The organism is Streptomyces sp. NPDC028298, from assembly GCF_055565895.1.
In genome coordinates, this window is the sequence record NZ_JBVHTL010000008.1 from 244,441 (window position 1) to 267,854 (window position 23,414).

The following is a 23,414-nucleotide window of genomic DNA, read 5'->3' on the forward strand; positions in this document are numbered from 1 at the left end:
CGGGGATGTCCGCCGCTCCCGTGACCGGGAGCCGGATCCGGCGATCCGCGAGGACCGGGACGACCTCCTTCGTACGGTTGCCCGCGGTTTGTCGCTGGCAAGTCCTTGCCATGGCGAGGACTTGCCGTCGCTGTGCCTTCTCGTCGGCCGGGACCGGCCGATAGACCCAGGGGCATGGTCTCTTCCTCCCACTCCGCCGCCTCCTGGCGCAGGCGGCGGCATCTGATATCGGCTGCCGCCGTGGCCTCGTTGCTGGCGTCGGGGCTCGCGGTTCTGCACGAGCCCGCACATGCCGCCCCGCGCAAGCCCATCGTTCCCGCCACGTCCACGGCGACCCACAAGGTCACTCTGGTCACCGGCGACGTCGTCACGGTCACCACATCGGCCGACGGCGAGCAGACGGCCGACGTCGACCGGCCCGACAGCGCCGTCGGCGGCGTGAAGATGCAGACGGTCCACGGCGATCTGTTCGTCATCCCCGACGAGGCGGTGCCGCTGCTGGGAGCGGGCAAGCTGGACCGTCGGCTGTTCGACGTCACCGACCTGATCGAGATGGGGTACGACGACGCGAAGACGTCCTCCATGCCGCTGATCGCGACGTACGCCGCGTCGAAGTCCCGCGCGGCCGTCGAGCCGGCGGCTCCCCGGGGCAGCAGGCTGACCCGCACCCTCAAGGGCATTCGCGGTGCCGTGCTCAGCGCGCAGAAGCGGCGGGCCCGCACCTTCTGGAACACCGTCGTGCCGCGGGGCGGCAAGGCGATGGGCGCGGGAGTGGCGAAGCTGTGGCTCGACGGCCGGGTGAAGGCCGACCTGAAGGAGAGCGTGCCGTTGATCGGCGCGCCCGAGGCGTGGGCGGCCGGATACACCGGAAAGGGCGTCAAGGTCGCGGTGCTCGACACCGGCATCGACGTCAACCACCCCGACTTCGCCGGTGTGATCGACGGCACGGCCAGTTTCGTACCGGGTGAGGCCATCACCGACCTCAACGGGCACGGCACCCACGTGGCGTCCACCATCGTCGGTTCCGGAGCCGCCTCGGGCGGTGACTACAAGGGTGTGGCTCCCGGCGCCGACCTGTACGTCGGCAAGGTGCTCGGTGGCGCGGAGGGCTCCGGCCAGGACTCCTGGGTCATGGCCGGTATGCAGTGGGCCGCCGAGTCCGGTGCGGACGTCGTGAACATGAGCCTCGGCGACTCCTACCCGACCGACGGCAGCGACCCGATGTCGCAGACGGTCGACGCGCTGTCGGCGAAGTACGGCACGCTGTTCGTCATCGCCGCCGGCAACGCGGGTCCGGAGAGCATCTCCGCCCCGGGGGCGGCCGCCTCGGCGCTGACCGTGGCCGCCACGGACAAGCAGGATCAGCTCGCGTCGTTCTCCAGCACCGGTCCGCTGGCCTCCTCCGGCGCCCTGAAGCCGGACATCGCGGCCCCGGGCGTCGACATCACCGCGGCCCGCTCGCAGGAGATGACCGACGGCGGGACGGGCATGTACCGCACGCTCAGCGGTACCTCCATGGCCACTCCGCACGTGGTCGGGGCGGCGGCGATCCTGGCCCAGCGGCATCCGGACTGGACCGGCGCCCAGCTCAAGGAACAGCTCATGAGCACGGCTAAGGGCCTGGACGCTGGGTATTCGCCGTACGAGGTCGGCACCGGCCGCGTCGACGTGGCCGGTGCGGTGCGCACCACGGTCCGCGCCACCGGATCGCTGTTCTTCGGCAACCACACGTGGCCGTACGACCCGAACGGCACGGCCGTCACCAAGGACCTGACCTTCACCAACAGCGGACCCTCCGACGCGACGCTCGACCTGGGTCTGACCGACGACGGCGGCCCGTTCACCCTGGGAGCGAGCAGGGTGACCGTCCCGGCGGGCGGCACCGCGACCGTCCCGGTCACCGGCGACCCGCGAGCCGTCCCGGCGGGCCGGCACGTCGGTTACGTGACGGCGACCGACGCGGCCACCGGGAAGCCGGTGACCCGCACGTCCGTGGCGCTGCTCAAGGAGGACGAGCGCTACGACCTGAACATCAAGCTGGTCGGCCGGGACGGCAAGCCGGCCGCCGGCTGGGTCGGCATCAACCTGGCCGGCGACGTCTGGCCGTGGAACGTCTACGTCGACGGCTCGACCACCCTGCGCATGGCGCCCGGCACGTACACCGTCGCGGGCTACGTCGACGTGGCCGGTGAGAAGGCGGATCGCTCCGGTCTGGCCGTGCTGGTCGCCCCGGAGACCGTGCTCAAGGGCGGCTCCAAGGACGTGGTGCTGGACGCGAGCAAGGCGCGGCTGCTGAGGACCCGGGCGCCGCAGCGCACCGAGGACCGCCAGCGCAAGGTCGACTTCAACGTCCACTACGAGGGCCAGGACCCGTACACGGACTATCGCAGCGCGTACGTGCTGCCGCCGACGTACGACGACGTCTACGTCTCGCCGACGAAGCCGATGAAGCACGGCGAGTTCGTCCTGACGACCCGCTGGCGCAAGGGCGAGCCCCGGCTCGCTCTGAGCACGCCGGGCGGCCGGCTGCGCTTCGACACGCTGGTGCAGGCGGGCAGCGCCCTGGGCACCGCCACGCAGACCCTGGGCGCCGTCTACGCGGGCGACGGCTCGGCCGCCGCGTACGCGAAGGTCAGGGCCAAGGGCAAGGTCGTCGTCGTCGAGCGCGGTGACGGGGTCTCGCCGCAGGAGCGTGCCGAAGCCGCGGCGGCGGCCGGCGCGAAGGCGCTGATCGTGGTCAACGACGGCGTCGGTTCCCTGATGGAGTACGTCGGCGAGTCGGCCCTCCCGGTCGCCACCGTCCACCGCGACGCGGGCAGGGCCCTCGTCTCGATGGCCAAGGCCGGCGTCTTCAAGCTGACCGTGAAGCAGACCGAGTACACGCCGTTCGTCTACGACCTGACGCGGAACTACCCCGGCCGGGTGCCGGACCGGCCCCTGGTCTACCAGCCGGCCCGGCGTGACCTCGCCCGGATCGACGCCCGCTACTACTCGGCCACGGACGGCAAGGCGGCGGAAGGCTACCGGTCCGACTTCACTCTCAGCCCGTCGTTCAACCTCCCCGAGGCCGAGTGGCATCCGGGCACCCGCACCGAATGGGTGACGCCGGGCCAGGTCTGGAGGGAGTTCCACGCGCAGGGTGTCGACGGAACCCTGCCCTGGGTGATGGTGTCGGGCGACAACACGTACGCCAAGGGCAGCACCACCCGTCTGGACTGGTTCGCTCCGGCGACCCGCCCCGGCCAGAGCGAGTCCTTCGGCGTGTACAACTCCCGCTGGCAGAACTACATGACCTGGAACGTGCAGGCGTGGGCCTCCGCCAGCCGGAACATGCGGCTGGGCGGCTACCTGCCGTGGGGCGAGACACCGTCCCACCTGCAGATCTTCCAGGGCGACACACGGATCTACGACAACCCGGTCAGTGGGGACATGCAGTGGCAGGAGGTACCGGCGGGCAACCTGCCCTACCGCGCCGTCCTCGACGTGGAGCGGCCCGGTGACGACTTCCGGCTGTCGACCCGCACCCACAGCGAGTGGACGTTCATGTCCGACACCGTCGACTCGGACTCCTTCGAGCCCTTCTCGGTGCTGAACCTGGACTACGAACTGGCGTCGGACCTGCACGGTGACGTGAAGGCGGACGCGACCCAGCGGATCGCCCTCAGGCCCGTGTCGATGGACCTCGGCACCGTACCGGGCAAGGTCACCACGGTGAAGCTCGACGTCTCGTACGACGACGGCGCCACCTGGCGGAAGGTGACCTTGACCAAGGGCGCCGGCGGCTACTGGAAGGGCTCGTTCAGGACGGCCAGGAAGCCCGGCGGCTTCCTCTCGGTCCGCGCGAGCGCCGAGACGAGCAGCGGCTTCGGCGTCAAGAACGACATCATCCGGGCGTACGGCCTGCGATGAACCACGCAGATCGGCCCCGGGGAGGCAACTCCCCGGGGCCTGCCGCGGCACACGCGCTTCCACCAGGGACTATTCGGAGTCTGCCACCATGGCGCATACTCTCCCCGCTGCGACGAGCGGAGGAGAGTCGGTCGCCGATGCTGGATGTCCTGGGCCTGGAACCGGATGATGAGCGCGTCTACCGGGCACTCCTCGGACGGCCGAGCTCCACCGCGGTGACCCTGTCGGAGCTGCTCTCCCTGACGCGGGATCAGGCCGACAACGCCCTGTCCCGTCTGGTCACATGGGGACTGGTGACCGGATCGGCGGACGACCGGTTCACCGCCGCCCCGCCCGCCATGGCGCTCGGCGCCCTGATCACCCAGCGCCGGGACGGGCTGCGCGCTGCCGAGCACGCGCTGGTCGCCCTGGCCGAGGAACACCGGGCGGCCACCACCGCGACCGGCATCGGCGATCTGATCGAGGTCGTCACCGGCGTCGACGCGATCCGCCATCGCTACCTCCAGGTACAGCAGGCGGCCCGCACGCAGGTCCGCACCTTCATCACCGCACCGTTCGTCGCCCTGCCTCCGGGCGAGAACACGGCCGAACCGCTGGCTCTCGGTCGTGGCGTGAGGTTCCGGGCGGTACTGGACCGGGCCGTCCTGGAGGAACCGGGCATCATCCACGACGCGATCGACTCCCTGCGCAACGGGGTGCAGTTGCGGGTCGCCGACCAACTGCCCATGAAACTCATGCTGGCCGACACCGAACTCGGCCTCGTCCCGCTCGCCACCACGCCGGCCGGTGAGCCCGGAGCGGTGCTGCTGCACCGCAGCGGCCTGCTGGACGCGATGGACACGCTGTTCGAGACGGTGTGGCGCACCGCCCACCCGCTGGCACTGCCCGTCGACGAGGACGGACCCGAATCCACCGTCGAACTGGAGCCGGAGGGCCCGACGGCCCTCGATCAACGGATCCTCGCGCTTCTGCTGGCAGGTGCCACCGACCTGACGGTGGCGACACAACTCGGCCTGTCACCGCGCACGATGCACCGACGACTGCGCCGCCTCATGGACCTGGCCGGAGTACGCACCCGGATGCAACTCGGCGGCCACGCCGTCCGGCACGGCTGGGTGGAGGCGTCGCCGACGAGGCAGCCGTGAGGACGTTCGCCGCATGGCTCGACGGCGGTCGGTCCCGAGGTGTTCCGGCAGCGGGCACGGCAGCCGGACCACCGCATGGTGCGCGAGGCGACTCGCCGGCGGCACAGCACAGTCGGCGAGAGGCTGCCGGCGGCCTTCTCGCGGCTGCCTGACGGTCCGGGGCCTTCCGCGCCACGCGGGGGGTCACCCGACGCCGAGGGCTGCTTCGGCCTTTTGGACGTGGTGTTCGACCGGCCCGAACGAGATCAGACCGCTCCCGGCACCGGCCCGCTCTCCCGCGGCGGCCGAGAGTTCGTCGCGGGCCCGGCGCAGGACCGGCCGGTGCCCGGCGGTCGCCGCCGCGCGGGCCAGTACACACCACAGCGCCTCCTGCAGGAGGTCGTGCGGAGGCCGGGGTACTTCCGTGAGCGCCTGCCGGGCCTGTTCCACGGCACCGGACTCGGCCAGCAGGAGAGGGTCGAGCCACGGCCGGTAGGGACCGGCGTCGAGGTGGGCGAAGTCCTGGGGGTCGAGCGGGGTGTCACCCCGCATCACCGGGACCAGCGCCACGAGGACGGCGGCGCCCTGGACGAGGCCGGGCATGCCGCAGTCGGCGGTCTCCGCCAGGACAGCTGCGTAGGGGGAGCGGGCGGCGGGCCAGCCCTCGGTCTCGCAGGTCCGCAGGGCGCGGTACCAGGCGGTGAACACTCCGGCCAGCGGCCGTTCGTTGCGGTGCGCGAGCCGGTCGATCTCCTCGGCCTCGGCGTCCGCCGCCGCGAGGTCACCGAGGCCGGCGAGAGCCTGGAGACGGACGATGCGGCCCAGAACTTCATGGCCGGGCATCTGGTGCTCGACGGCCAGCCGGGTCAGCTCATCGCCGAGGGCGTCTCTGGTCGCGGCCGACCCGCAGTCGGCGAACGACTGCATGAAGGCGCCGTTGAGCGCGAACGCGAGGAGCGCGGGGTCGCCCAGACGGCGGGCGATCCGGACGGCCTCCTCCGCGGCGCGTTCGGCGCGCCGGCGCCACGGTTCGGTGGCGCGGGCGTCGCCGGCCCGGGACAGCGGCGCGTCGGCGGCGGCGTCGCCACGTGACTCGACCGCCACGACGGACAGCAGCCGGGCGCGCAGCGCGGCCGGCCCGTCGGAGCCGAACCGGGCGGCGGCACGGGCGGCGGCCCGGGACAGCTCGCCGGCGTCGTCGGGGTCGTCGGCGCGGGTCCACACCGCCGGGACGTCGTAGGAGCCGATGATCCTGGCGGCCAGCTCCGTGTCGCCGGTCGTCTCGGCCGCCGCGACCAGATCCCGTCGGTGCCGACGGGCCTCCTCGAGGCCGTCGGGGCCGGTCACCGCGAGGTCGCGGAGCAGACCTGCGGTCGCGTGCAGCCGGGCCTTGGAGCGAGCGGGCACCGTGCGGTCCCACGAGGCCGCCGCCCGGTCCCAGACACTGTCGGCCGTCCCGGCCGGTTCGGCCGCGGAGCCTGCCGTACCGCTGAGGATGCGCGCCTCGGTCCGTGCCAGGGCACCCCCGGAGACAGGCCCACCTCCCCCGCCGGCGAGAGCGTCGCGGGCCCGGTTCAGCGCCTCCAGCGCCTCACCCCGCCGCCCGGCACGATCGAGCGCCGTAGCCAGCAGGACCCAGCCGTCCTCCCGGCCGGGGTGGGCGGCGACGTGGGCGCGCAGGTCGGCGACGGCGTCGCGGGCGGCGCCGGTGGCCAGCAGGGCATCGGCGCGCCGCTCGACCGCGTCCAGGCGGAGCGCCTCCAGCCGCACCTGTTCGGCGGCGGCCCACGCGGCGGCGGGGAAGTCGGCCAGCACCGGCCCCCGCCAGCGAGCGAGCGCCTCGTCCCACAGGGCGACGGCGGCGTGGGGCGGTGCCCCGGCGGCGCGCGCGGCGGCGTCCTCGAACCGCCAGGCGTCCACCGCCCCGCGGCCGGCACGCAGGACGTAACCGGGGCCGTCGGTGACCAGCAGGCGCGAGGGCTGCCGGGGAGGTCGCGCGGGTTCCAGGGCGCGGCGCAGTGCCGCGACGAAGGTGCGGACCGCGCCCACCGCACCCGCCGGAGACTCGTCCTCCCACAGGTCCGCGACGAGCCGGCCGACCGGCACGACCCGGCCCCGGGCGATCAGCAGGCGCCCGAGCACCTCGCGGTGGCGGGGCGCTCCGAGGGGGAGGGCCGAGCCGTCGGCGGCCCAGGCGGCCACCGGTCCCAGCAGTCCGAACTCCACGCCCACGGCAGGGTCCTTTCGCGGGCGGTGCCGTCTCCGGGCATACCGCGTGTGCACTCATCGATCGCTGATCCGGGGCCCGCAACCTGGGTGACGTCCCCGGACGACACGGACCGCCGAGTCCGGAACGTCCACTCTGCCACGAACCACAGGAGTCGCTGTGACACCCCCGAGCATCACCGGTTTCACCGACCACCGCGTGCGCGTCGACGACGGCGTCACCCTGAACGCCGCCGTCGGCGGCACGGGCGCGCCGGTCGTCCTGCTGCACGGCTTTCCGCAGACCCACCTGATGTGGCGGCACGTCGCCGCCGACCTCGCCTCCGACCACACCGTGATCTGTCCCGACCTGCGCGGCTACGGTGCCAGCGACAAGCCGGCCGAGACCGGTCCCGGCGTCTACTCCAAGCGGACCATGGCCCAGGACGTGGTGCGCCTGGCCGCCGACCTGGGACACGACCGGTTCGTCCTGGCCGGTCACGACCGCGGCGCCCTGGTCGCCTTCCGCGCCGCGATGGACCACCCGGACACCGTCTCCCGCGCCCTCTTCCTCGACGTCCTGCCCACCCTGGACATGTGGGACGCCCTGCACGGGGTCTCCGCCGCGGTCGGCTTCCACCTGTACCTGATGGCACAGGCCCCTGGGCTGCCGGAGGAGATGATCCAGGCGAGCGCCGACCCCTTCTTCGCCTACTTCCTCGATGCCTGGACCAAGGACCCTGAAGCCATCCCCGCCGACGTCCGCGCGCACTACCTCGCCGCGTCCGCGGCGGCCGTGCCCTCCATCGTCGCCGACTACCGCGCCTCGGCCGGTGTGGACGTGGACCACGACACCGCCGACAAGGAGGCGGGCAACCGGCTCGCCATGCCGGTGACCGTCCTCCAGCAGGACTGGGGCGCCGCCCTCGGCTACCACGCCCAGGGCCTGTGGAGCGCCTGGGCCGACGACCTGCGCCACCGCACGGTGTCCTGCGGCCACTTCATGGCCGAGGAGGACCCGAACCTGATCGCCGACGAGATCCGTGCCCTGACCGACCGCTGATCGAGACCCGCTGATGCCCCGGCGGCGACTGGCCTTGAACGGACGGCCCGCTTAGCCGGCCCGGGAGCTCCACGACCGTCCGGTACAACAGCCCTTGATTCAGAGGGAGTTGGGCCGTGATGCGACGGCGGGGATCCGGCACGCCGATCCGTTCACGGTCGGCCGGCGGCGCGCCGGGGCGCCATCCGCTCGGTGCGGTTCCCGGCCCGTGTCAGGCGGGCCGGGCTGCGGCCTCGTCGAGGGCCTCTCGGGCGGCCGTCTCGGCGGCCGCCCGGTCCTCGGGGATCAGGCCGATGCGGGTGCGGCGGTCCAGGAGGTCGGCCTCGTCCAGGGCGCCCTCGTGCAGCACGGCCCACAGCAGCGCGGCCCGGGTGACCGGGTGTCCGGGCACCACGGCCTCACCGAGCCGGGGGTCCCGGGCGGCGAGGGCGTGGACGGCGGGAGCCTCGGCGCCGTACCGGCGGATCAGATGGCCGGGGGCGGCCAGTGATCCGAGCCGGTGCGGGGCCGCCGCGCCGACCAGCGGCAGGGAGGCGGTCGTCGAGGGACCCGCGCGCAGTCCCCGGGCCACGACCGCCGCGTCCACGGCGTCCTGGGCCATGCGCCGGTAGGTGGTGAGCTTGCCGCCGACCACGGTGGTCACCCCGTCGTCGGAGGTGAGGACGGCGTGACGACGCGAGATGTCGGAGGTGCGGGCGGCCGCTCCCGAGCGTCCGGGCGCGGTGTCGAGCAGGGGGCGCAGCCCCGCGAAGGCGCCGACGACGTCGTCGCGCCGCACCGGGACGTCCAGGGCGGAGCCGACGACGTCGAGCAGGAAGCCGACGTCCGACTCCGGCACCTCGGGCACGTCCGGGAGGTCCCCGTCGACGGGTTCGTCGGTGAGCCCGACGTACACGCGGCCGTCGTCCTGCGGCAGGACGAGGACGAACCGGTTGCTCTCACCTGGGATGGGGATGTGCATCCCAGCGGGCAGCGGTCCGAACAGGTCGGCGCGCAGCACCAGATGGGTTCCGCGCGAGGGGCGGATCCGGATGCCGTCGACGAGGTCGCCCGCCCAGACGCCGGAGGCGTTGACGACCGCGCGGGCCCTGATCTCGCCCTCCTCCCCCGTCAGTTCGTCGCGGACGCGGGCGACGGTCCCGCCGGTCCCCAGAACCCTGACGCGGGTGAGGATCCTGGCGCCGTGGGCGGCGGCGGTGCGGGCGAGCGCCGTGACGAGCCGGGCGTCGTCGGTCACCTTGCCGTCCCAGGACAGCAGCCCGCCGCGCAGCCCCGCGGGTCGCACCGACGGCGCCAGATGACGGGCCTCCACCGCGGAGAGGCGGCGCGGGGCGGGCAGGGTGGCGCGGGAGGTGCGGGCCGCGAGGCGCAGGGTGTCACCGGCCCGGAACCCGGCCCAGGCGAGGGAGGCCTGACCGCGTGACACCAACGGGGTCAGGGGCAGGACGAAGGGCTGGGCGCGTACGAGGTGGGGGGCGGTGCGCTCCATGAGGACGCCACGTTCGACCGCGCTCTCGTGGGCGACGTCGAGCTGGCCGGAGGCCAGGTAGCGCAGTCCGCCGTGGATGAGCTTGGAGCTCCAGCGCGAGGTGCCGAAGGCGAGGTCGTGGGCGTCGACGGCGACGACGCTGAGTCCGCGCGCGGCAGCGTCCAGGGCGACTCCGGCGCCGGTGGCGCCGAGTCCGATCACCAGGACGTCCACGGTGGCGCCGCCCACGGCCTCGGCGAGTTCACGGCGGCGGCGGGCGGCGGAGAGCGACGATCCGGCCGCCGGGGCCGCCGGGCCGGACGGACTGCTTGTGGGACTCATGGCGTGAGGGTCCTCTCCAGAAGGGTGCGCAGTTCGTCGAGGAAGGCCGTGCTGGTCAGTTCGGGGTCGTCCTCGTCGGTCATGGTCCGCAGCGACAGGGTGAAGGACTGGACCACGAGCAGTACGGCACGGGCCTGTCTTCTCGTGGGGGCGATCCGCACCGAGCCGTCGGCGTGCCCCTCCGCCAGGGCGTCGGCGAGCAGTTCCAGGAGGGCTTCCTGGCTGGCTCCGCGGCGGTCCAGTACGTAGGGGAGCAGGAGTTCGGGATCGACGTCGATGATCTTGCGGAAGAGCGGGTGGGCCCGGAAGCCCTCCACGCCGGCCACGAGACCGTCCACGATCCGGGTCCGCGTCGGCTCGTCCGGGTGGGGCTCGGGCATCGCGCCGGTCGCCACGTCGATCCACTCACGGGTCATCAGGTCGCCGACCAGCGAGCGCACGTCGGGCCAGCGGCGGTAGAGCGTCATGCGCGAGACGCCGGCGCGGCGTGCCACGTCGGTGAGGGTCGTACGCCGGACTCCGACCGCCAGGACGCAGTCGCGTACGGCGTCGAGGACGGGGTCGCCGTCCGAGTGCTTGTGACGAATAGGCGCCATGTGTCACAGTGTAACGCCCCGTGCGGCTGTGCGGGAGACGGCACGTCGCCACCGACCGATGAGGACTAGTTCATGGACATGCTGTGGAGCGGCTGGGGCGACCCGGCCAAGGCGGCGCCTTTGCCCGACTCGGTGACCGGCCTGCTGCGGGACCTGCTCGGCGTCAAGCCGCGGGACACCGCCGCGCACGCCCTCGATGAGATCGCCGTTCCCGAGCCCCTGCCGGACCCGGCCCTGGACGCGCTGGCGGAGGCCGTCGGCGGCGCGGAGCACGTGCGCGCCGACGCCGAGTCGCGGATCAGGCACACCCGCGGGAAGTCCACGCCCGACCTGCTCAAGCTCCGCGCGGGCGACGCGGGGGACGCTCCCGGGGCCGTCGTCCTGCCCTCCACCCACGACGAGGTACTCGCGGTCCTGCGCGTGTGCGCCGAACACGGCCTCGCCGTCGTGCCGTTCGGCGGTGGCACCTCCGTCGTCGGCGGCCTGGCCCCGGAGCGGAGCGCCTTCGTCGCCCTCGACCTGCGCCGTATGAACGCGATGCTCGGCATCGACCCGGTGTCGCGGACCGCCACGCTCCAGCCGGGCCTGCGCGCACCGGACGCGGAGGCACTCCTGGCCGAGTACGGCTTCACCCTCGGGCACTTCCCCCAGTCCTACGAGTGGGCGACCATCGGCGGGTTCGCCGCCGCCCGGTCCAGCGGCCAGGCCTCGGCCGGTTACGGCCGCTTCGACGAGATGGTCCTCGGGCTCACCCTCGCCACCCCGGAGGGCACCCTGGACACGGGCCGCGCCCCGCGTTCGGCGGCCGGCCCCGATCTGCGCCAGCTCGTCCTCGGCTCGGAGGGCGCCTTCGGGGTCATCACCTCCGTCACCGTACGGATCAGGCCGCTGCCGCAGACACGCGTGTACGAGGGCTGGCGGTTCGCCTCGTTCGAGGAGGGCGCCACCGCGCTGCGCCGGCTCGCCCAGGACGGACCGCGCCCCACGGTGCTGCGGCTGTCCGACGAGACCGAGACCTTCGTCGGACTCGCCCAGCCCGACGCCATCGGTTCGGCCGACGCGGCCACGAGCGCGGGCTGCACCGCGATCGCCGGATACGAGGGGACCGAGGAGGAGACCGCGCGCCGCCGCGAGGAGGCCGCTGCGGTCCTGCGCGCCGCCGGAGGCACCTACCTCGGCGCCGAACCCGGCGACCGCTGGGCGCACGGCCGCTACTCGGCGCCGTATCTGCGCGATGCGCTGCTCGACGCCGGGGCCTTCGCCGAGACCCTGGAGACCGCGACCTTCTGGTCGCGCGTCCCCGAGCTCTACGCCGCCGTCCGCACCGCCCTGACCGAGACGCTGACCGCCGCGGGCACCCCGCCCCTGGTCATGTGCCACATCTCGCACGTGTACGAGAACGGCGCCTCGCTCTACTTCACGGTGGTCTCCGCGCAGGGCGAGGACGCCGTCGCCCACTGGACGCCGGCCAAGGAGGCCGCCAACGAGGCCGTGCTGAACGCGGGCGGAACCATCAGCCACCACCACGGGGTGGGGACGGACCACCGCGACTGGTACCTCCGGGAGGCGGGACCGCTGGGCGTCGAGGCCCTGCGGGCCGTCAAGGAGCGGCTGGACCCCGACGGCGTGCTCAACCCCGGGATCCTGCTGCCCGTGGACTGACGCCCGCCGCGATGATCCGGCGGCGGCCGGGGGCCGCCGCCGGATCATCCGCACCCGCACGCCTGCCCGCCCGGCGCCGTGCACGCTTCACCCCCTGCCCGCTCCGTCCCACCGTCACTGCCCGGAGGCACACCGATGCGACAGTTCACCGCCGTCGTCAATCCCACCGCGGGCGGCTCCACCGGGGCGGCGGCGCTGCTCCCGGTCGCCCGCCTGCTGCGGGAGGCCGGAGCCGGCCTGGAGACCGAGTACAGCCGCAGCCTCGCCCACGCGCAGGAGCTCGCGCTGCGCGCAGGGGAACAGGGCCGGGTCGTGCTGGCCGTGGGCGGCGACGGGATCGCGGGTGGGATCGGCGGCGCGCTGAGCGGGACGGACACCGTGCTGGGCCTGGTCCCGGCCGGGCGTGGCAACGACTTCGCCCGCGCGCTGCGCCTGCCCACCGCCGCCGAGGACCTGGCGCGCGTCCTGCTGCACGGCGAGCCCCGGCGCGTCGACACCATCGAGGTGGAGTCCGCGGTGCATGCGCGCACCGTGGTTCTCGGCAGTGTGTACGCGGGCGTCGACGCGCTGGCCAATCAGCACGCCAACCAGGCGCGCGTGCTGCGCGGGGCCGCCTCGTACTACGCCGGCGGGCTGCGCGCGGTCACCGGGTGGCGTCCGGTGTCGTACCGCGTCACCGTCGACGGGGAGGAACACTTCCACCGCGGCTACACCGTCGTGGCCGCCAACTCGGCCTACTACGGCTCCGGGCGCATCATCGCCCCGGCGGCGCTGACGGACGACGGCCTGCTGGACATCGTCATGATCCGCCAGGCGCCGCGGCGGTTGTTCTTCACCCTCATGAACGAACTCAAGACCGGCGCGCACACCGCGCGGCCGGAGGTGGTGATCCTGCGGGGCCGGGAGATCCGTATAGAGGCCGACCGGCCCGTTCCCTACGGAGCCGACGGGGAGGTCGAGGCCACCCTCCCCGTCACGGCCCGGGTGCGGCCGGGTGATCTGGCGATGCTCTTCTGATCACCCGGCCCGTGCACGCCGTTCGGCGTCAGCCCGCGGTGGTCTCCCCGGCCGCGCTGCCCGCCAGCCACTGGTCCCAGCTCAAGTTGAACGAGGCGTAGCCGTTGTCGGCCGGGGCCTTGGCGCGCGGGGAGCCGGTGACGGACACCGGGTCGCCCTGCTTGACCTGGCCGTAGAACCACTTGGCGTCCGTGATCGACAGGTGGACGCAGCCGTGCGAGCCCCGGGCGCTGCCGCTGCCCGGGTTCGGGTCACCGGTCGAATAGTGGACGTAGGTCCCGGACTGGGTCAGGTGGACGTCCCAGGGAAGGGTCAGGTCGTAGTAGTTCGCGTCGCCCTTGTTGCAGCTGATGCCGACGCTGCACGAGGTCATGTGGACCTTCTCCTGCTTGTCGATCACCGCCATCACGCCGTTCCACGTGGGGTATTCGGCGCTGCCCGCGTTGATGGAGAGGGTCCGCACCGGCGCGCCGTTCTTGGTGACCTTCATCGTGTGACCGGTGACCGACACGTCCGCGCGGACGTCGTCGCCGACCGTGAAGTCATGGACGTAGGAACGCGTGCCGTAGCGGCCGTTGCCGTTCGCGACACCCTTCAGGTCGGCGGTGACCTTCACCTTCGTACCGCTCGCCCAGTACGACTTGGGCCGCCAGTCGGCGCGCCGGTCACCGAACCAGTGCCACGCGCCGGTCATCGGCTGCGAGCTGGTGACCTTCATGTGCTTCTCGATGCCGGCGCGGGCCTTCTGGGCCACCGGATTGGTGAAGATGACCGAGATCGGCATCGCGACACCGACCGTGGCACCGGTCTGCGGCGTGATCGTCTCCAGCAGCATCGGCGGCCCGGCGGGCTTCGATGGAGACGGCTTCGCGCTGGCCGTCGGCTTCTTCGCCCCGGCCTTTCCGTCGTCTGAACTCGCCTTCGGCGTACCCCCGCCGCAGGCACTGGCCCCCGCCAGCACCGCAACCATGACGAGTGCCGTCGTTATCCCGCTACGTCGCTTCACTTTTACCCCGGCTCACAATCGTGCCTGCCTCACTTCTCTCTTGGACTGCGGGCACGCGTCCACGGTTGCAGTTGATGTGTAAAGCGCGATTCAAAACCCGACTCGGGAGGCTCACACCCGCACGGATCGGACGCGAGGCGTGAACGGTTGCTGAGCGTTCGTCACAGTGCGGGAGCGGCCCCCGGTCACCACCGGAGGGTGAACTCCTGGCGGTCGGCGAAGTTCTCGTAGCCTGCCCGTTCGAAAGCCGTGATCATGGCGGTGTTGGCCGCGTCGCAGTCACCGCGGATCTCCTCGGCGCCCGCTTCGACGAGCAGCCGCGTGCCGCGGGCCACCACCGCCGTCGCATAGCCGTTGCCGCGGCAGGCGGGAGACACCGCCACCAGGCCGATCACCGCGACCGAGGGGTTTCGGGCGGGGAGGCTGAGGGCGGCCGGCGTGCCGTCCGGAGCGAAGCCCAGTTCCCACCACGAGGGCTCGTACGAGAACTCCTCCATGTCCGCGAAGAGGCCTTCCGCGGCACGCCGGGCGCCATGCCGGGCGACCTTGGCGGCGAGTTGGGCGTCGGCGCTGGTCGGCAGCGCCTCGGCGAGGAGGGCGATGAACGGCTCACGGCCCAGAGCGGGCAGGGACTGCCAGGTCAATCGGTCATCATGCGAGGTGAGTTCAACCCCGGGGCGACGGCGGAAGCGGCGACCGTCACGGGCCCGCTCGAAGCCCGCCAGGCGGAGAAGCTCGGCCCGCCGTTCCGGCTCCGCCTGGTACTGCGGCGGCTGCGTGGGCGAGTCGGTGACGTGCTCCAGCTCGGTGGCGCCGAGTTGGGCGGCCAGGGCGACGGCCTCGGCCAGCAGCGCCCGGCCGGTGGCCAGGCCGGGTTCGTCCCACGGCGCCTCAAGGAGCACCAGGGCCATCGGGACGTCGTTCCCGGGGAGGGTCCACAGCGCGGTGGCCGCCGTGAGCCGACCGGCCTCGTCCTCCGCGACCAGGCACCACTCCGGCCGGGTGCACTTCTTGGCCAGCAGGTCGGTGAGGTAGGCGGCCGTCCCGGCGTTGCGCTCGGGCTGGTCGGAGTACTGGACGAGGGCGGGTAGTTCCTCTGGGCGCGCGATACGTACGGGCATGTACGGGGATCATCCTGTCTCTCGATGACGTGGCCGGCTTCGCTCGAAAGCGCCGGATCGCGTCGGCCGGTCTCCGGCTCGGGGTGCGTGCCCTTGCCGACGCCGGAGCGGCGGGCCGGTTCCATGGCTTTCCGCCCCTGGCGTGCCGGTGACGCATGTGCCGTGACCCGATCAGCGTTCCATAAACAGAACGTTCTGTAAACGGAACGTTCGTGTCGGCGCACACGCACCGCGGTTCGAGCGGGGCTCGGACTGCCTCCTCTAGGAGCGTGATCGCGGGGCCGCGTCGACTCCTTCCGGTGCCGCCGCCGGCGCTTTCGCGGGCGGCGCGGTGCCGGATCTGACGAGGGGGACCAGCACCGCCGCGCCGGCCACGGAGAGCAGGGCGACCACGCGCAGCACCCCGTCGATCGCCGAGCCGTCGGAGGCCGCGCCGCCGGTGGAACCGCTGACCTCCTCCAGTACGGTCGCGGCCACGGTCACGGCCACCGCGCCCCACAGCACCAGCGAGGTGAGCACCAGACCCGACGCGGCGGCGAGCCGTCCGGCGGACACGTACGACTGGGTCGCCGCGTTGGTGAGCGCCCAGCCGAGTCCGACGCCCGCTCCGACGACGGCGAACACGGCGGCGTAGAGCGGCAGCGGACGGGCCCAGGTCAGCGCGCCGAGCGCCACCCCGCTGAGCAGCAGCCCCACCGCCATCAGCACCTCCGCCCGCCACCGCCGCGCCAGATGCCCGGACCAGTAGCTCGCCGCGCCGACTCCCGCGGACAGCGCCAGGAACACCACTCCCGACTCCAGCGGCGACAGTCCCCGTGCCTGCTGGAGATACAGCGCGGCCAGTACCGCGACGAGGCAGTACACGATGTTCGACACCGTCCCGGCCGCCGTCACGGTCACGAAGGGCCGGTTGTGCAGCAGCGACAGGTCGATCAGCGGTTCCGCCGACCGCCGCTCGACGACGACGAACAGGGCCAGCAACGCCGCGCCCCCGGCGAAGCACACCAGGGTGGCCGCCGAGGCCCAGCCCCAGTTCGAGCCCTGGTCGACGCCGAGCATGACGGCGGTCAGGCCGGCGGCCAGCGTGACGGCGCCCGGCAGGTCCATCCCCCCTGCTGCTCCCTCGTCCCGCGACTCCGTCACGTAGCGCAGCATGAGCAGCACCGCCAGCGCACAGAACGGCACGTTCAGCAGGAACACCGCGCGCCAGCTCACGAGTTCGGCGAAGGAGCCCCCGACGAAGGGGCCGAGGGCCGTGCCGACCGCGCTGAAGGCGAGCACGGTCCCTACGGCCCGGCCCTGACGGGCGTCACGAAAGTGCGCCGTCACCACCGCCACCGCGATCGGCAGGACCAGTGCCGCCGTCATCCCCTGGACCACGCGTCCCGCGGTCAGCCACGCCGCGTTCTGCGCGGCACTGCACACGACCGACATCACGGCGAAGCCCGTCAGCCCGAGGACGATGATCCGTCTGCGGCCGTAGAGGTCGGCCGCCCGCCCGCCGACGATCATGAGTGCCCCGAGGGTCAGCATGTAGCCGCTCACGAGCCACTGCAGGTTCGTGGCCGGTGTCCCGAAGTCGCGGGCGATCACGGGCAGCATGAGGTTCAGCGCGAACCAGTCCAGCTCCACCAGCAGCATCGCGATCGAGGCTGCGGCGATGACGGCGCGGTCCTGGCGCGAGAACAGCCGCGTCGTCCGGCCTGCGGATCCGCTCACGACGACCATCCCCTGGCGCGGGTCACCCCTCCAGCCAGCGTGCGGGCGCGCGCGGGGCACCGCAACCGGAGCCCGGACCGGCCGGCCGCGCCGCCCCGGGTCCTCTCCGTACCCGCGCCGCGCCCGGCGCGTGCCGTGCGGGCGTCTCCTCGCTCTCTCAACTCCCGTACCGTGCCGACCACATGACCGCTCCGAGTAGGATGATCGAACATTTGGCCTGCCGCGTTTCCGTGGTGCGATGGGAGCTAGCATGACGATCGACCGACAGTCGTTTCCGCCGCTCGACACCAGCAAGGCGCATCCCGCGCGGGTCTACGACTGGCTGTTGGGCGGCAAGGACAACTACCCGGTCGACGAGGCGGTGGGAGAGAAGCTTCCGCCCGAGGCGAGGGACGCCGCCCGGCAGAACCGCGAGTTCATGCACCGGGCGTCCGCCTGGCTCGCCGGGCAGGGCATCGACCAGTTCCTGGACATCGGCACCGGCATCCCCACCCAGCCGAACCTGCACCAGATAGTCCAGAACATCACGCCGTCGGCGAAGGTCGTCTACACCGACAACGACCCCATCGTGCTGCGTCACGCCGAGGCGCTCCTGGTCAGCCGCCCCGAGGGCGTCACCGACTACATACAGGCCGACGTGCGGCGGCCGGAGGACATCGTCCAACACGCCCGCCACGTCCTGGACTTCAGCCGGCCGATCGCGCTGTCGCTGATCGCGCTGATGCACTTCATCCCCGACGAGCAGGACGCGCACTCCATCGTGCGCAACCTGGTCCACACGCTGCCGTCGGGCAGTTACCTGGTGCTGTCGCACGCCTCCTCCGACGTGTTCCCCGAGCTGTCCGCCCAGGTCACCGCCGAGTACGCCAAGGGCGGCATCCAGCTCGGCTTCCGTACCCGGTCCGAGGTGGAGCGCTTCTTCGACGGCCTCGACCTCGTCTCCCCCGGCCTGGTGACGGCGACGCAGTGGGTCCAGTCGGGCGAGGTACCGGCGCCGGCGCCGGAGGACAGCGGCATCTACACGGCCGTGGCCCGCGTGCGCTGAGCGGTACGGGGACGGCGAACGGCGGATCGCCGAGCGGCACCGGGGACGGTCGACGTGCCGTGCCCCGGTGATCCGTGCGGCGCGGACCGGTATCGCGTCCATGCGGGTGGCGTATGGGGCGGCGGCGAGCCCCCGGCGGCATGACCGGCGTTGTGCAGGATGCCAACTCACGCTCCGTCAGAGAGGACGTCCTGTGCGTCGAACCATGCTGTTTTCTGTCTGTGCTCTCGTCGCCGCCGCTGCCACCGGGTTCTTCACCACCAGCGCCATCCGCAACCGCTGACCGCGAGAGGCCCCGCGCGGCTCCGGGCGGCGCGCGATCGGACGGCGCGCGACCCGGCGGCCGCCGGGTGGGACGGCTCCCGCGGCCGTCCCACCCGGGGCATGTGCCGGGACAGCCCGTTCAGTCCGCGGCACCGTCGTCGGGGCCGGCCCCTGAATCCGAGTCGTCGGCCGCGTGGCGCCCCAGGCGGATCCGGAGAACCACGGGGATGACGAGCCACCACAGGATGTACAGCGCCGCCACGCCCGCGACGATCCAGGGCACGTACCCGTCGTCGTGGGTGGCCGTGCGCAGCACCAGCAGCAGAGCGGCGGTCATCGTGAGCAGCAGGAGCAGCAGGCCGAGCAGCGTCAGCCTGGACGCCCACACGACGGCCTCCGGCTTGATGAAGCGGCCCGTCACGATGCGGTGGAACGCCACCGGGGCGACCAGCGCGCCCACGGCCGTGGCGCCGAGGACGATCGTCACCATGTAGAGCGTCTGATCCGCGTCGGACAACCGCCGGTAGGACGGCTGGAACACCACGGTCAGCAGGAAGCCGAACAGGATCTGCACGCCCGTCTGGGCCACGCGGATCTCCTGGAGCAGGTCGACCCACTTGCGGTCGGCCCGCTCCTCGGGCGACTCGTCGCGGCCGTCCTTCCGGACGTCAGCCTGCATCGGCGGTCCCTCTCCTGGTCGTGCGGCGCCGGTGCGCGCCCCTCAGCGGCCCAGCGCGTTCTTGAGCTGCTGCTTGCTCATGGACGAGCGCCCGTGGACGCCGCGTTTCCTGGCCTCTTCGTACAACTGGTCCTTGGTCGGGCCCCGCGCGCCGGAGTGCGAGCGTTCGCCGCCCCGCTGCGACGCCGATTTGGGGTCGCGCAAGGACGTCTCGCTCGCCGTCTTCGACTCGCCCGCCCTGGCCCGTTCCTTGTTCACCGTGCGGGCCGCTATCTCCTCGGCGCGCTTCGTGGACTCCCCGCGTTCCTGTGCGCTCTCCTTGATGTGCTCGTACTGCCGCTCGCGCTTCCTGTTCGATCCTGCGGGCATGGTGCACCTTCTTCCTGGACGCGGCCTGTCCGGTGCGCGCGTGCCGCCTCGCGCCCGTTCGTGGCTCGTGAGCCCGGGTCCCCGGTGAGGGGGCGGCCGAACGCGACCCGTCGGCGCCGCGCGGGCTCCGGCCGTTCACCCCTTCCGGTGGCGGACTGTCAGCCATACGAGGACGGCGGCGCTCGCCCCGGCCAGGATCAGCATCCGGTTCTCGCGTGCCAGCCGCGCTCCCTGGGCCGTCTGCTGCCGCAGCGCTTCGGGGGCCTTCTCCTGCCACACGCCGCCGGCCTTCGCGGCCGTGTCCCGCACCTGGTCGGCGGCCTGGGCCGCCCGGTCCTTGACGGGGTCGGGCACCCTGTCCTGGACCGCGTGCGCGGCCTTCGACGCCTTGTCCCTCAGCTCGCCCGCCTTGGCGGCGGCCTGCCCGGCGACCTCCGCGGTCTTCTCCTTCGCCTGCCCGGCGACCTCCGCGGTCTTCTCCCTCGCCTGCCCGGCGACCTCCACGGTCCTCTCCTTGACCTCGGCGCCCTTGTCCTTCGCACGGGCCTTGACGTCGGCCTTGTCGGCCAGCGCCTGGACCGTCTCCCCCAGCTCGGCACGGGTCCGCTCGACCTGTTCACGCACCTCGTCGGGTGTCGTGGCCGTCTGCTTGCCGTCGGACTGTTCGTTCATCGGTGCGCACTCCTCTTGATCTCGGCCACGTCGGCCTTCACGTTCTCGATCGCCTGCTCCGGCTTGGGCGGTGCCGCCCGGCCGGCCTGCTTCTTCCCGGTCAGTGCCATGGCGGTGGCGACGGCGCCCAGGAGGGCGGTGACGATCAGTGCCCCCGCCCACACCGGCAGGGTCACGGCGAGCGCGGCGATGGCGGTGGCCACCAGGGCCTGAAGTGTCAGGAAGCCGACCACTCCGGCGCCCCCGAACAGGCCGCCGCTCTTCCCGTACCGCCTGCCCTTCTCCTTCATCTCCGCCTGCGCCAGACGGAGTTCGCCCCGCACCAGTTCGGTGAGTTGCTGCGAGGCCCGCTGGACCAGCTCACCCACCTGATCCGATCCGTTCCCGCGTATCGGCTCGGCTGTTCCGTCGGTCGTCGCCCGTACATCCGACACGGTGATCACCTCCTGTCCGCTTCTTCGATCCGGGCCGGGCACTTCGGCGTGCTCCGGCCGTCGCTGACGCACCGGGTACCCCGAACCAGGCGGTCCAGGGCAGGTGCGTTCATTCCCGGCCGGACGAGTCCGGGCCGGGCGGTTCGGGGTCGACGGCGGTGTCCGGGGTGCTTCGGCCCGGCTGCCGTTTGGCCCCGAGCCGCAGGTCGACCTCCTTCTCCTGGTCCCCCGACGCGGTGCCCCGCTCCTGCACGGCGAAGGCGCCGTTCAGCGCCTCGCGCAGGAGGTCCACGGCGAGGTAGCCGCCCTGCAGCGTCGCGCTGACCGGGCCTTCCAGCGGGGCCGGACCGGTCGGGATGCGGTCGTCGGCGGGCGCGAACTCCGCGGTCCACACGGCGGGACGGGATCCGGGCGGATCCTCGGGGACGGTCGAGGACCGGTCGGTGGGGAAGGCCGTTCGCAGCACGTCGAAGACGGTGGCTGCGTCCTCCCTGGACGTTCCGGTGAGGGACACGGTGACCACAGGCCACTCTCCTTTCGCTGGGGTGCGACGGTGCGTCACCCGCCCGAGCGCCCGCGGACGTCAGGCGGACGGCTCGTCCGGCACCGGCTGCTCGGGGCGGGAGCTGCCGGAGCGCGGGGCGCCCCTGGGGCCGGTGCCCGCCTCGTCCGTGTCGGGGACCTCCGTGCCGGACTTCTCCGCGTCGTCGGCCTCGCCGTCCGGACCGCGGCGCTCCGCCCCGGTGCGGCGGCTCCCGGTCGATGGCCTGGGTACGCCGACCACGTCCAAGGGGTCCTCGTCGGGTGCCGCCTGCTGATCGGGCAGATCCCTCGGTACGGGCTTCGGCATCGGCCCGTCACCGGTCCCGGGGCCTTGCGGGCGGGGCTCGCTCACGACGTCCTCTTTTCCTCGCGCGGGTGGGGTGTGACGCGTCGCAAGTACCCCTCTCGGTCGTGATGAAGCAGGTGGCCGCCGGAACGCCGGACCGCTCCGCGTCAGGTCCGGCGCGGGGCGCGAAGCCCCAGCGTGTCGGCCTCGGGCGCGGGAAGGCGCGAGCGGCGGCGGGGTCCGCGTGGGCCCGGCCGCCCCCGGACGCCGGATCCCGAACCGCGGGTCCGGGCGCTCCGGCGTGCTACTGGAGCGCGCGGACGGCGGCGGTGAAGAGCGGGGGGAGGCGGGACGCCGCAGGGACGACCAGGCGGGCCGTGCCGGGGCGGCGGCTGGCGGCCAGCAGGGCGCCGGTCAGCAGGCGGTGCCGCCGGGTGAGCAGGGCCCACGCCCGCTCGTACTCCCCCACCCGACCTGCGGCGACACAGCGTACGGCGGCACCGGCCGTCGCGAGGCCGAGGGCGATCCCCTCGCCCGTGAGGGCGTCGACATAGCCCGCGGCGTCGCCGACCAGCAGGACGCGTCCGGCGACCCTGCGGCGCACCCGCTGGAGCAGCGGCCCTGCACCGCGGACGCCGGTGGCTCCTTCCCCGGCCGGAGCACCGGCCGCGCGCAGCGAAGCGGTGAGGTCGGGGAAGTCGCGCAGGTGCTCGTCGTACCCGCGCCGGACCCGGCTGAGGACCGCGACGCCGACCAGGTCGTCGGCGACGGGGGTCACATAGGCCTCGCCCCGGCCGGACCAGTGGACCTCGACGAAGTCGGTCCAGGGCTCGACGCGGTAGTGCCGGCGCAGCCCGTAGCGCCGGTGCGTGCCGCCGGGAAGGTCCAGGCCCAGGCCGCGGCGGACGGTGGAGTGCAGTCCGTCGGCGGCGATCAGCCAGCGCGCCGTGAGACCCACGGCGCTGACCGAGTCCGCGCTCTGACGCACCTCCCCCACCCTGCCCGGCACGATCCGTACGCCGAGGCCTAGCGCGCGTTCGTGCAGCGCGCGGTGCAGCTCGGTACGGCGGATGCCCAGGCCGCCGGGCCCGAGGAAGCACGCCTCGGCGCGGGCGCTGCCGGCCACGTACCGGATTCCGCGCAGTTCCCTCCCCGCGGGCTCGACGCCCAGCACCCGCAGCCCGGCGACTCCGCTCGGCATGACGCCCTCCCCGCAGGCCTTGTCCACCGGGGCGGTCCGCGGCTCAACGACCACCGCCTCCAGGCCGGCCAGCGCGCTGTGGATCGCGGCGGCCAGACCGGCGGGGCCGCCACCGGCGACCAGGACGTCGATCACGCCGGAACGGACCCGATCGAGGGAGCACCGGCCACACCGGCCAGGGCCCGGTTCTCGCATCGGATGCGTACCGTGAGCACGACGGCGTTGACCAGCGTGAACAGCACCGCCGTGACCCAGGCGGTGTGCACCAGCGGGAGGGCGACCCCCTCCGCGACGACCGCCACGTAGTTCGGATGACGCAGCAACCGGTAGGGGCCACGCGCCACGAGCGGCAGACCGGGTACGACGATCACCCGGGTGTTCCAGCGGAACCCCAGGGTGGCGATGCACCACCAGCGCAGGGCCTGGGCGCCCATGAGGACGGCCAGCATGGACCAGCCGAGCGCCGGGACGAAGGGCCGGTCGGCCAGCCACACCTCGGCGGGGCAGCCGAGCAGCAGGGCGGTGTGCAGGGCGACCATCGCCGGGTAGTGGCCCCGGCCCGCCTCGATCGCGCCGCGCGCTCTGCTCCAGCGTTCGTTGCGACGGGCGACGACGAGTTCGCCGACCCGTTCGGCGGCGACGGCGGCCACCAGCAGTGCGTACCAGTCCATGTGTCCGTGTCCCACCGT

The 23,414-nt window shown here is 73.1% G+C and carries 20 protein-coding genes; 6 read left to right on the plus strand and 14 right to left on the minus strand.

Annotated features, from left to right (window positions below):
- The first annotated feature begins 174 nt into the window (after nt 1–174).
- Together ACZ4TO_RS31695 and ACZ4TO_RS31700 are read left to right on the plus strand one after the other, a co-directional pair.
- Nucleotides 175–3,909, plus strand: coding sequence for a S8 family serine peptidase (locus ACZ4TO_RS31695; RefSeq protein ID WP_468026040.1), 3,735 nt, complete (start codon nt 175–177; stop codon nt 3,907–3,909).
- 137 nt (nt 3,910–4,046) lie between these two features.
- Nucleotides 4,047–5,054, plus strand: a complete 1,008-nt coding sequence (locus ACZ4TO_RS31700) for a helix-turn-helix domain-containing protein (protein WP_468026041.1) — start codon at nt 4,047–4,049, stop codon at nt 5,052–5,054.
- A 183-nt stretch (nt 5,055–5,237) separates the two neighbouring features.
- Here ACZ4TO_RS31700 and ACZ4TO_RS31705 read toward each other — a convergent pair whose 3' ends face one another.
- Nucleotides 5,238–7,265 carry an AfsR/SARP family transcriptional regulator gene (locus ACZ4TO_RS31705; RefSeq protein WP_468026042.1) on the minus strand — a complete coding sequence of 676 codons (2,028 nt, stop codon included), beginning with the start codon at nt 7,263–7,265 and terminating at the stop codon, nt 5,238–5,240.
- Between the two features lie 154 nt (nt 7,266–7,419).
- Between ACZ4TO_RS31705 and ACZ4TO_RS31710 the strand changes: the two genes are divergently transcribed.
- Nucleotides 7,420–8,301, plus strand: coding sequence for an alpha/beta fold hydrolase (locus ACZ4TO_RS31710; RefSeq protein WP_468026043.1), 882 nt, complete (start codon nt 7,420–7,422; stop codon nt 8,299–8,301).
- A gap of 211 nt (nt 8,302–8,512) precedes the next feature.
- Here ACZ4TO_RS31710 and ACZ4TO_RS31715 read toward each other — a convergent pair whose 3' ends face one another.
- Both ACZ4TO_RS31715 and ACZ4TO_RS31720 read right to left on the minus strand, forming a co-directional pair.
- Nucleotides 8,513–10,111, minus strand: coding sequence for a glycerol-3-phosphate dehydrogenase/oxidase (locus tag ACZ4TO_RS31715; protein WP_468026044.1), 1,599 nt, complete (start codon nt 10,109–10,111; stop codon nt 8,513–8,515).
- The gene (locus ACZ4TO_RS31720) at nt 10,108–10,707 is read right to left on the minus strand and encodes a TetR/AcrR family transcriptional regulator (RefSeq protein ID WP_382778661.1); all 600 of its coding nucleotides are present in this window, start codon (nt 10,705–10,707) and stop codon (nt 10,108–10,110) included. Before ACZ4TO_RS31720 ends, ACZ4TO_RS31715 begins: the two co-directional genes overlap by 4 nt.
- A 72-nt stretch (nt 10,708–10,779) precedes the next feature.
- Here ACZ4TO_RS31720 and ACZ4TO_RS31725 point away from each other — a divergent pair, with 72 nt between their 5' ends.
- A complete protein-coding gene (locus ACZ4TO_RS31725; protein WP_468026045.1) occupies nt 10,780–12,369 on the plus strand; it encodes an FAD-binding oxidoreductase in 1,590 nt (529 codons plus the stop codon).
- Nucleotides 12,370–12,504: 135 nt separating this feature from the next.
- Entirely contained in the window at nt 12,505–13,386 is an 882-nt protein-coding gene (locus tag ACZ4TO_RS31730) for a YegS/Rv2252/BmrU family lipid kinase (protein ID WP_468026046.1), read from the plus strand.
- Nucleotides 13,387–13,414: 28 nt separating this feature from the next.
- Here the strand turns inward: ACZ4TO_RS31730 and ACZ4TO_RS31735 are convergent, their stop codons facing one another.
- The 3 genes from ACZ4TO_RS31735 to ACZ4TO_RS31745 all read right to left on the minus strand — a co-directional run bounded on the left by ACZ4TO_RS31735 (nt 13,415) and on the right by ACZ4TO_RS31745 (nt 17,232).
- Entirely contained in the window at nt 13,415–14,356 is a 942-nt protein-coding gene (locus tag ACZ4TO_RS31735; protein WP_382778664.1) for a L,D-transpeptidase, read from the minus strand.
- A 221-nt stretch (nt 14,357–14,577) separates the two neighbouring features.
- Nucleotides 14,578–15,513, minus strand: coding sequence for a GNAT family N-acetyltransferase (locus ACZ4TO_RS31740; RefSeq protein WP_451076109.1), 936 nt, complete (start codon nt 15,511–15,513; stop codon nt 14,578–14,580).
- Nucleotides 15,514–15,774: 261 nt separating this feature from the next.
- Entirely contained in the window at nt 15,775–17,232 is a 1,458-nt protein-coding gene (locus ACZ4TO_RS31745) for an MFS transporter (RefSeq protein ID WP_468026047.1), read from the minus strand.
- 250 nt (nt 17,233–17,482) lie between these two features.
- Between ACZ4TO_RS31745 and ACZ4TO_RS31750 the strand changes: the two genes are divergently transcribed.
- Nucleotides 17,483–18,277 (plus strand): SAM-dependent methyltransferase, encoded by a 795-nt coding sequence (locus ACZ4TO_RS31750; protein ID WP_382778667.1) that lies wholly within the window; start codon nt 17,483–17,485, stop codon nt 18,275–18,277.
- Between the two features lie 403 nt (nt 18,278–18,680).
- Here ACZ4TO_RS31750 and ACZ4TO_RS31755 read toward each other — a convergent pair whose 3' ends face one another.
- The 8 genes from ACZ4TO_RS31755 to ACZ4TO_RS31790 all read right to left on the minus strand — a co-directional run bounded on the left by ACZ4TO_RS31755 (nt 18,681) and on the right by ACZ4TO_RS31790 (nt 23,396).
- Nucleotides 18,681–19,220, minus strand: coding sequence for a DUF6328 family protein (locus ACZ4TO_RS31755; protein ID WP_468026048.1), 540 nt, complete (start codon nt 19,218–19,220; stop codon nt 18,681–18,683).
- Between the two features lie 42 nt (nt 19,221–19,262).
- On the minus strand, nt 19,263–19,589 hold the full coding sequence (locus tag ACZ4TO_RS31760; protein ID WP_468026049.1) for a plasmid stabilization protein: 327 nt from the start codon (nt 19,587–19,589) through the stop codon (nt 19,263–19,265).
- 135 nt (nt 19,590–19,724) lie between these two features.
- A complete protein-coding gene (locus tag ACZ4TO_RS31765) occupies nt 19,725–20,261 on the minus strand; it encodes a DUF3618 domain-containing protein (RefSeq protein ID WP_468026050.1) in 537 nt (178 codons plus the stop codon).
- Nucleotides 20,258–20,629 (minus strand): phage holin family protein, encoded by a 372-nt coding sequence (locus ACZ4TO_RS31770; RefSeq protein ID WP_382778885.1) that lies wholly within the window; start codon nt 20,627–20,629, stop codon nt 20,258–20,260. Before ACZ4TO_RS31770 ends, ACZ4TO_RS31765 begins: the two co-directional genes overlap by 4 nt.
- A 175-nt stretch (nt 20,630–20,804) precedes the next feature.
- Complete coding sequence (locus ACZ4TO_RS31775) at nt 20,805–21,218, minus strand: hypothetical protein (protein WP_382778671.1); 414 nt, start codon at nt 21,216–21,218, stop codon at nt 20,805–20,807.
- A 60-nt stretch (nt 21,219–21,278) separates the two neighbouring features.
- Nucleotides 21,279–21,590, minus strand: coding sequence for a hypothetical protein (locus ACZ4TO_RS31780; RefSeq protein ID WP_468026051.1), 312 nt, complete (start codon nt 21,588–21,590; stop codon nt 21,279–21,281).
- A 238-nt stretch (nt 21,591–21,828) separates the two neighbouring features.
- A complete protein-coding gene (locus tag ACZ4TO_RS31785; protein WP_468026052.1) occupies nt 21,829–22,860 on the minus strand; it encodes an NAD(P)/FAD-dependent oxidoreductase in 1,032 nt (343 codons plus the stop codon).
- Nucleotides 22,857–23,396, minus strand: a complete 540-nt coding sequence (locus ACZ4TO_RS31790) for an isoprenylcysteine carboxyl methyltransferase family protein (RefSeq protein WP_382778674.1) — start codon at nt 23,394–23,396, stop codon at nt 22,857–22,859. Before ACZ4TO_RS31790 ends, ACZ4TO_RS31785 begins: the two co-directional genes overlap by 4 nt.
- Nucleotides 23,397–23,414: the final 18 nt, after the last annotated feature.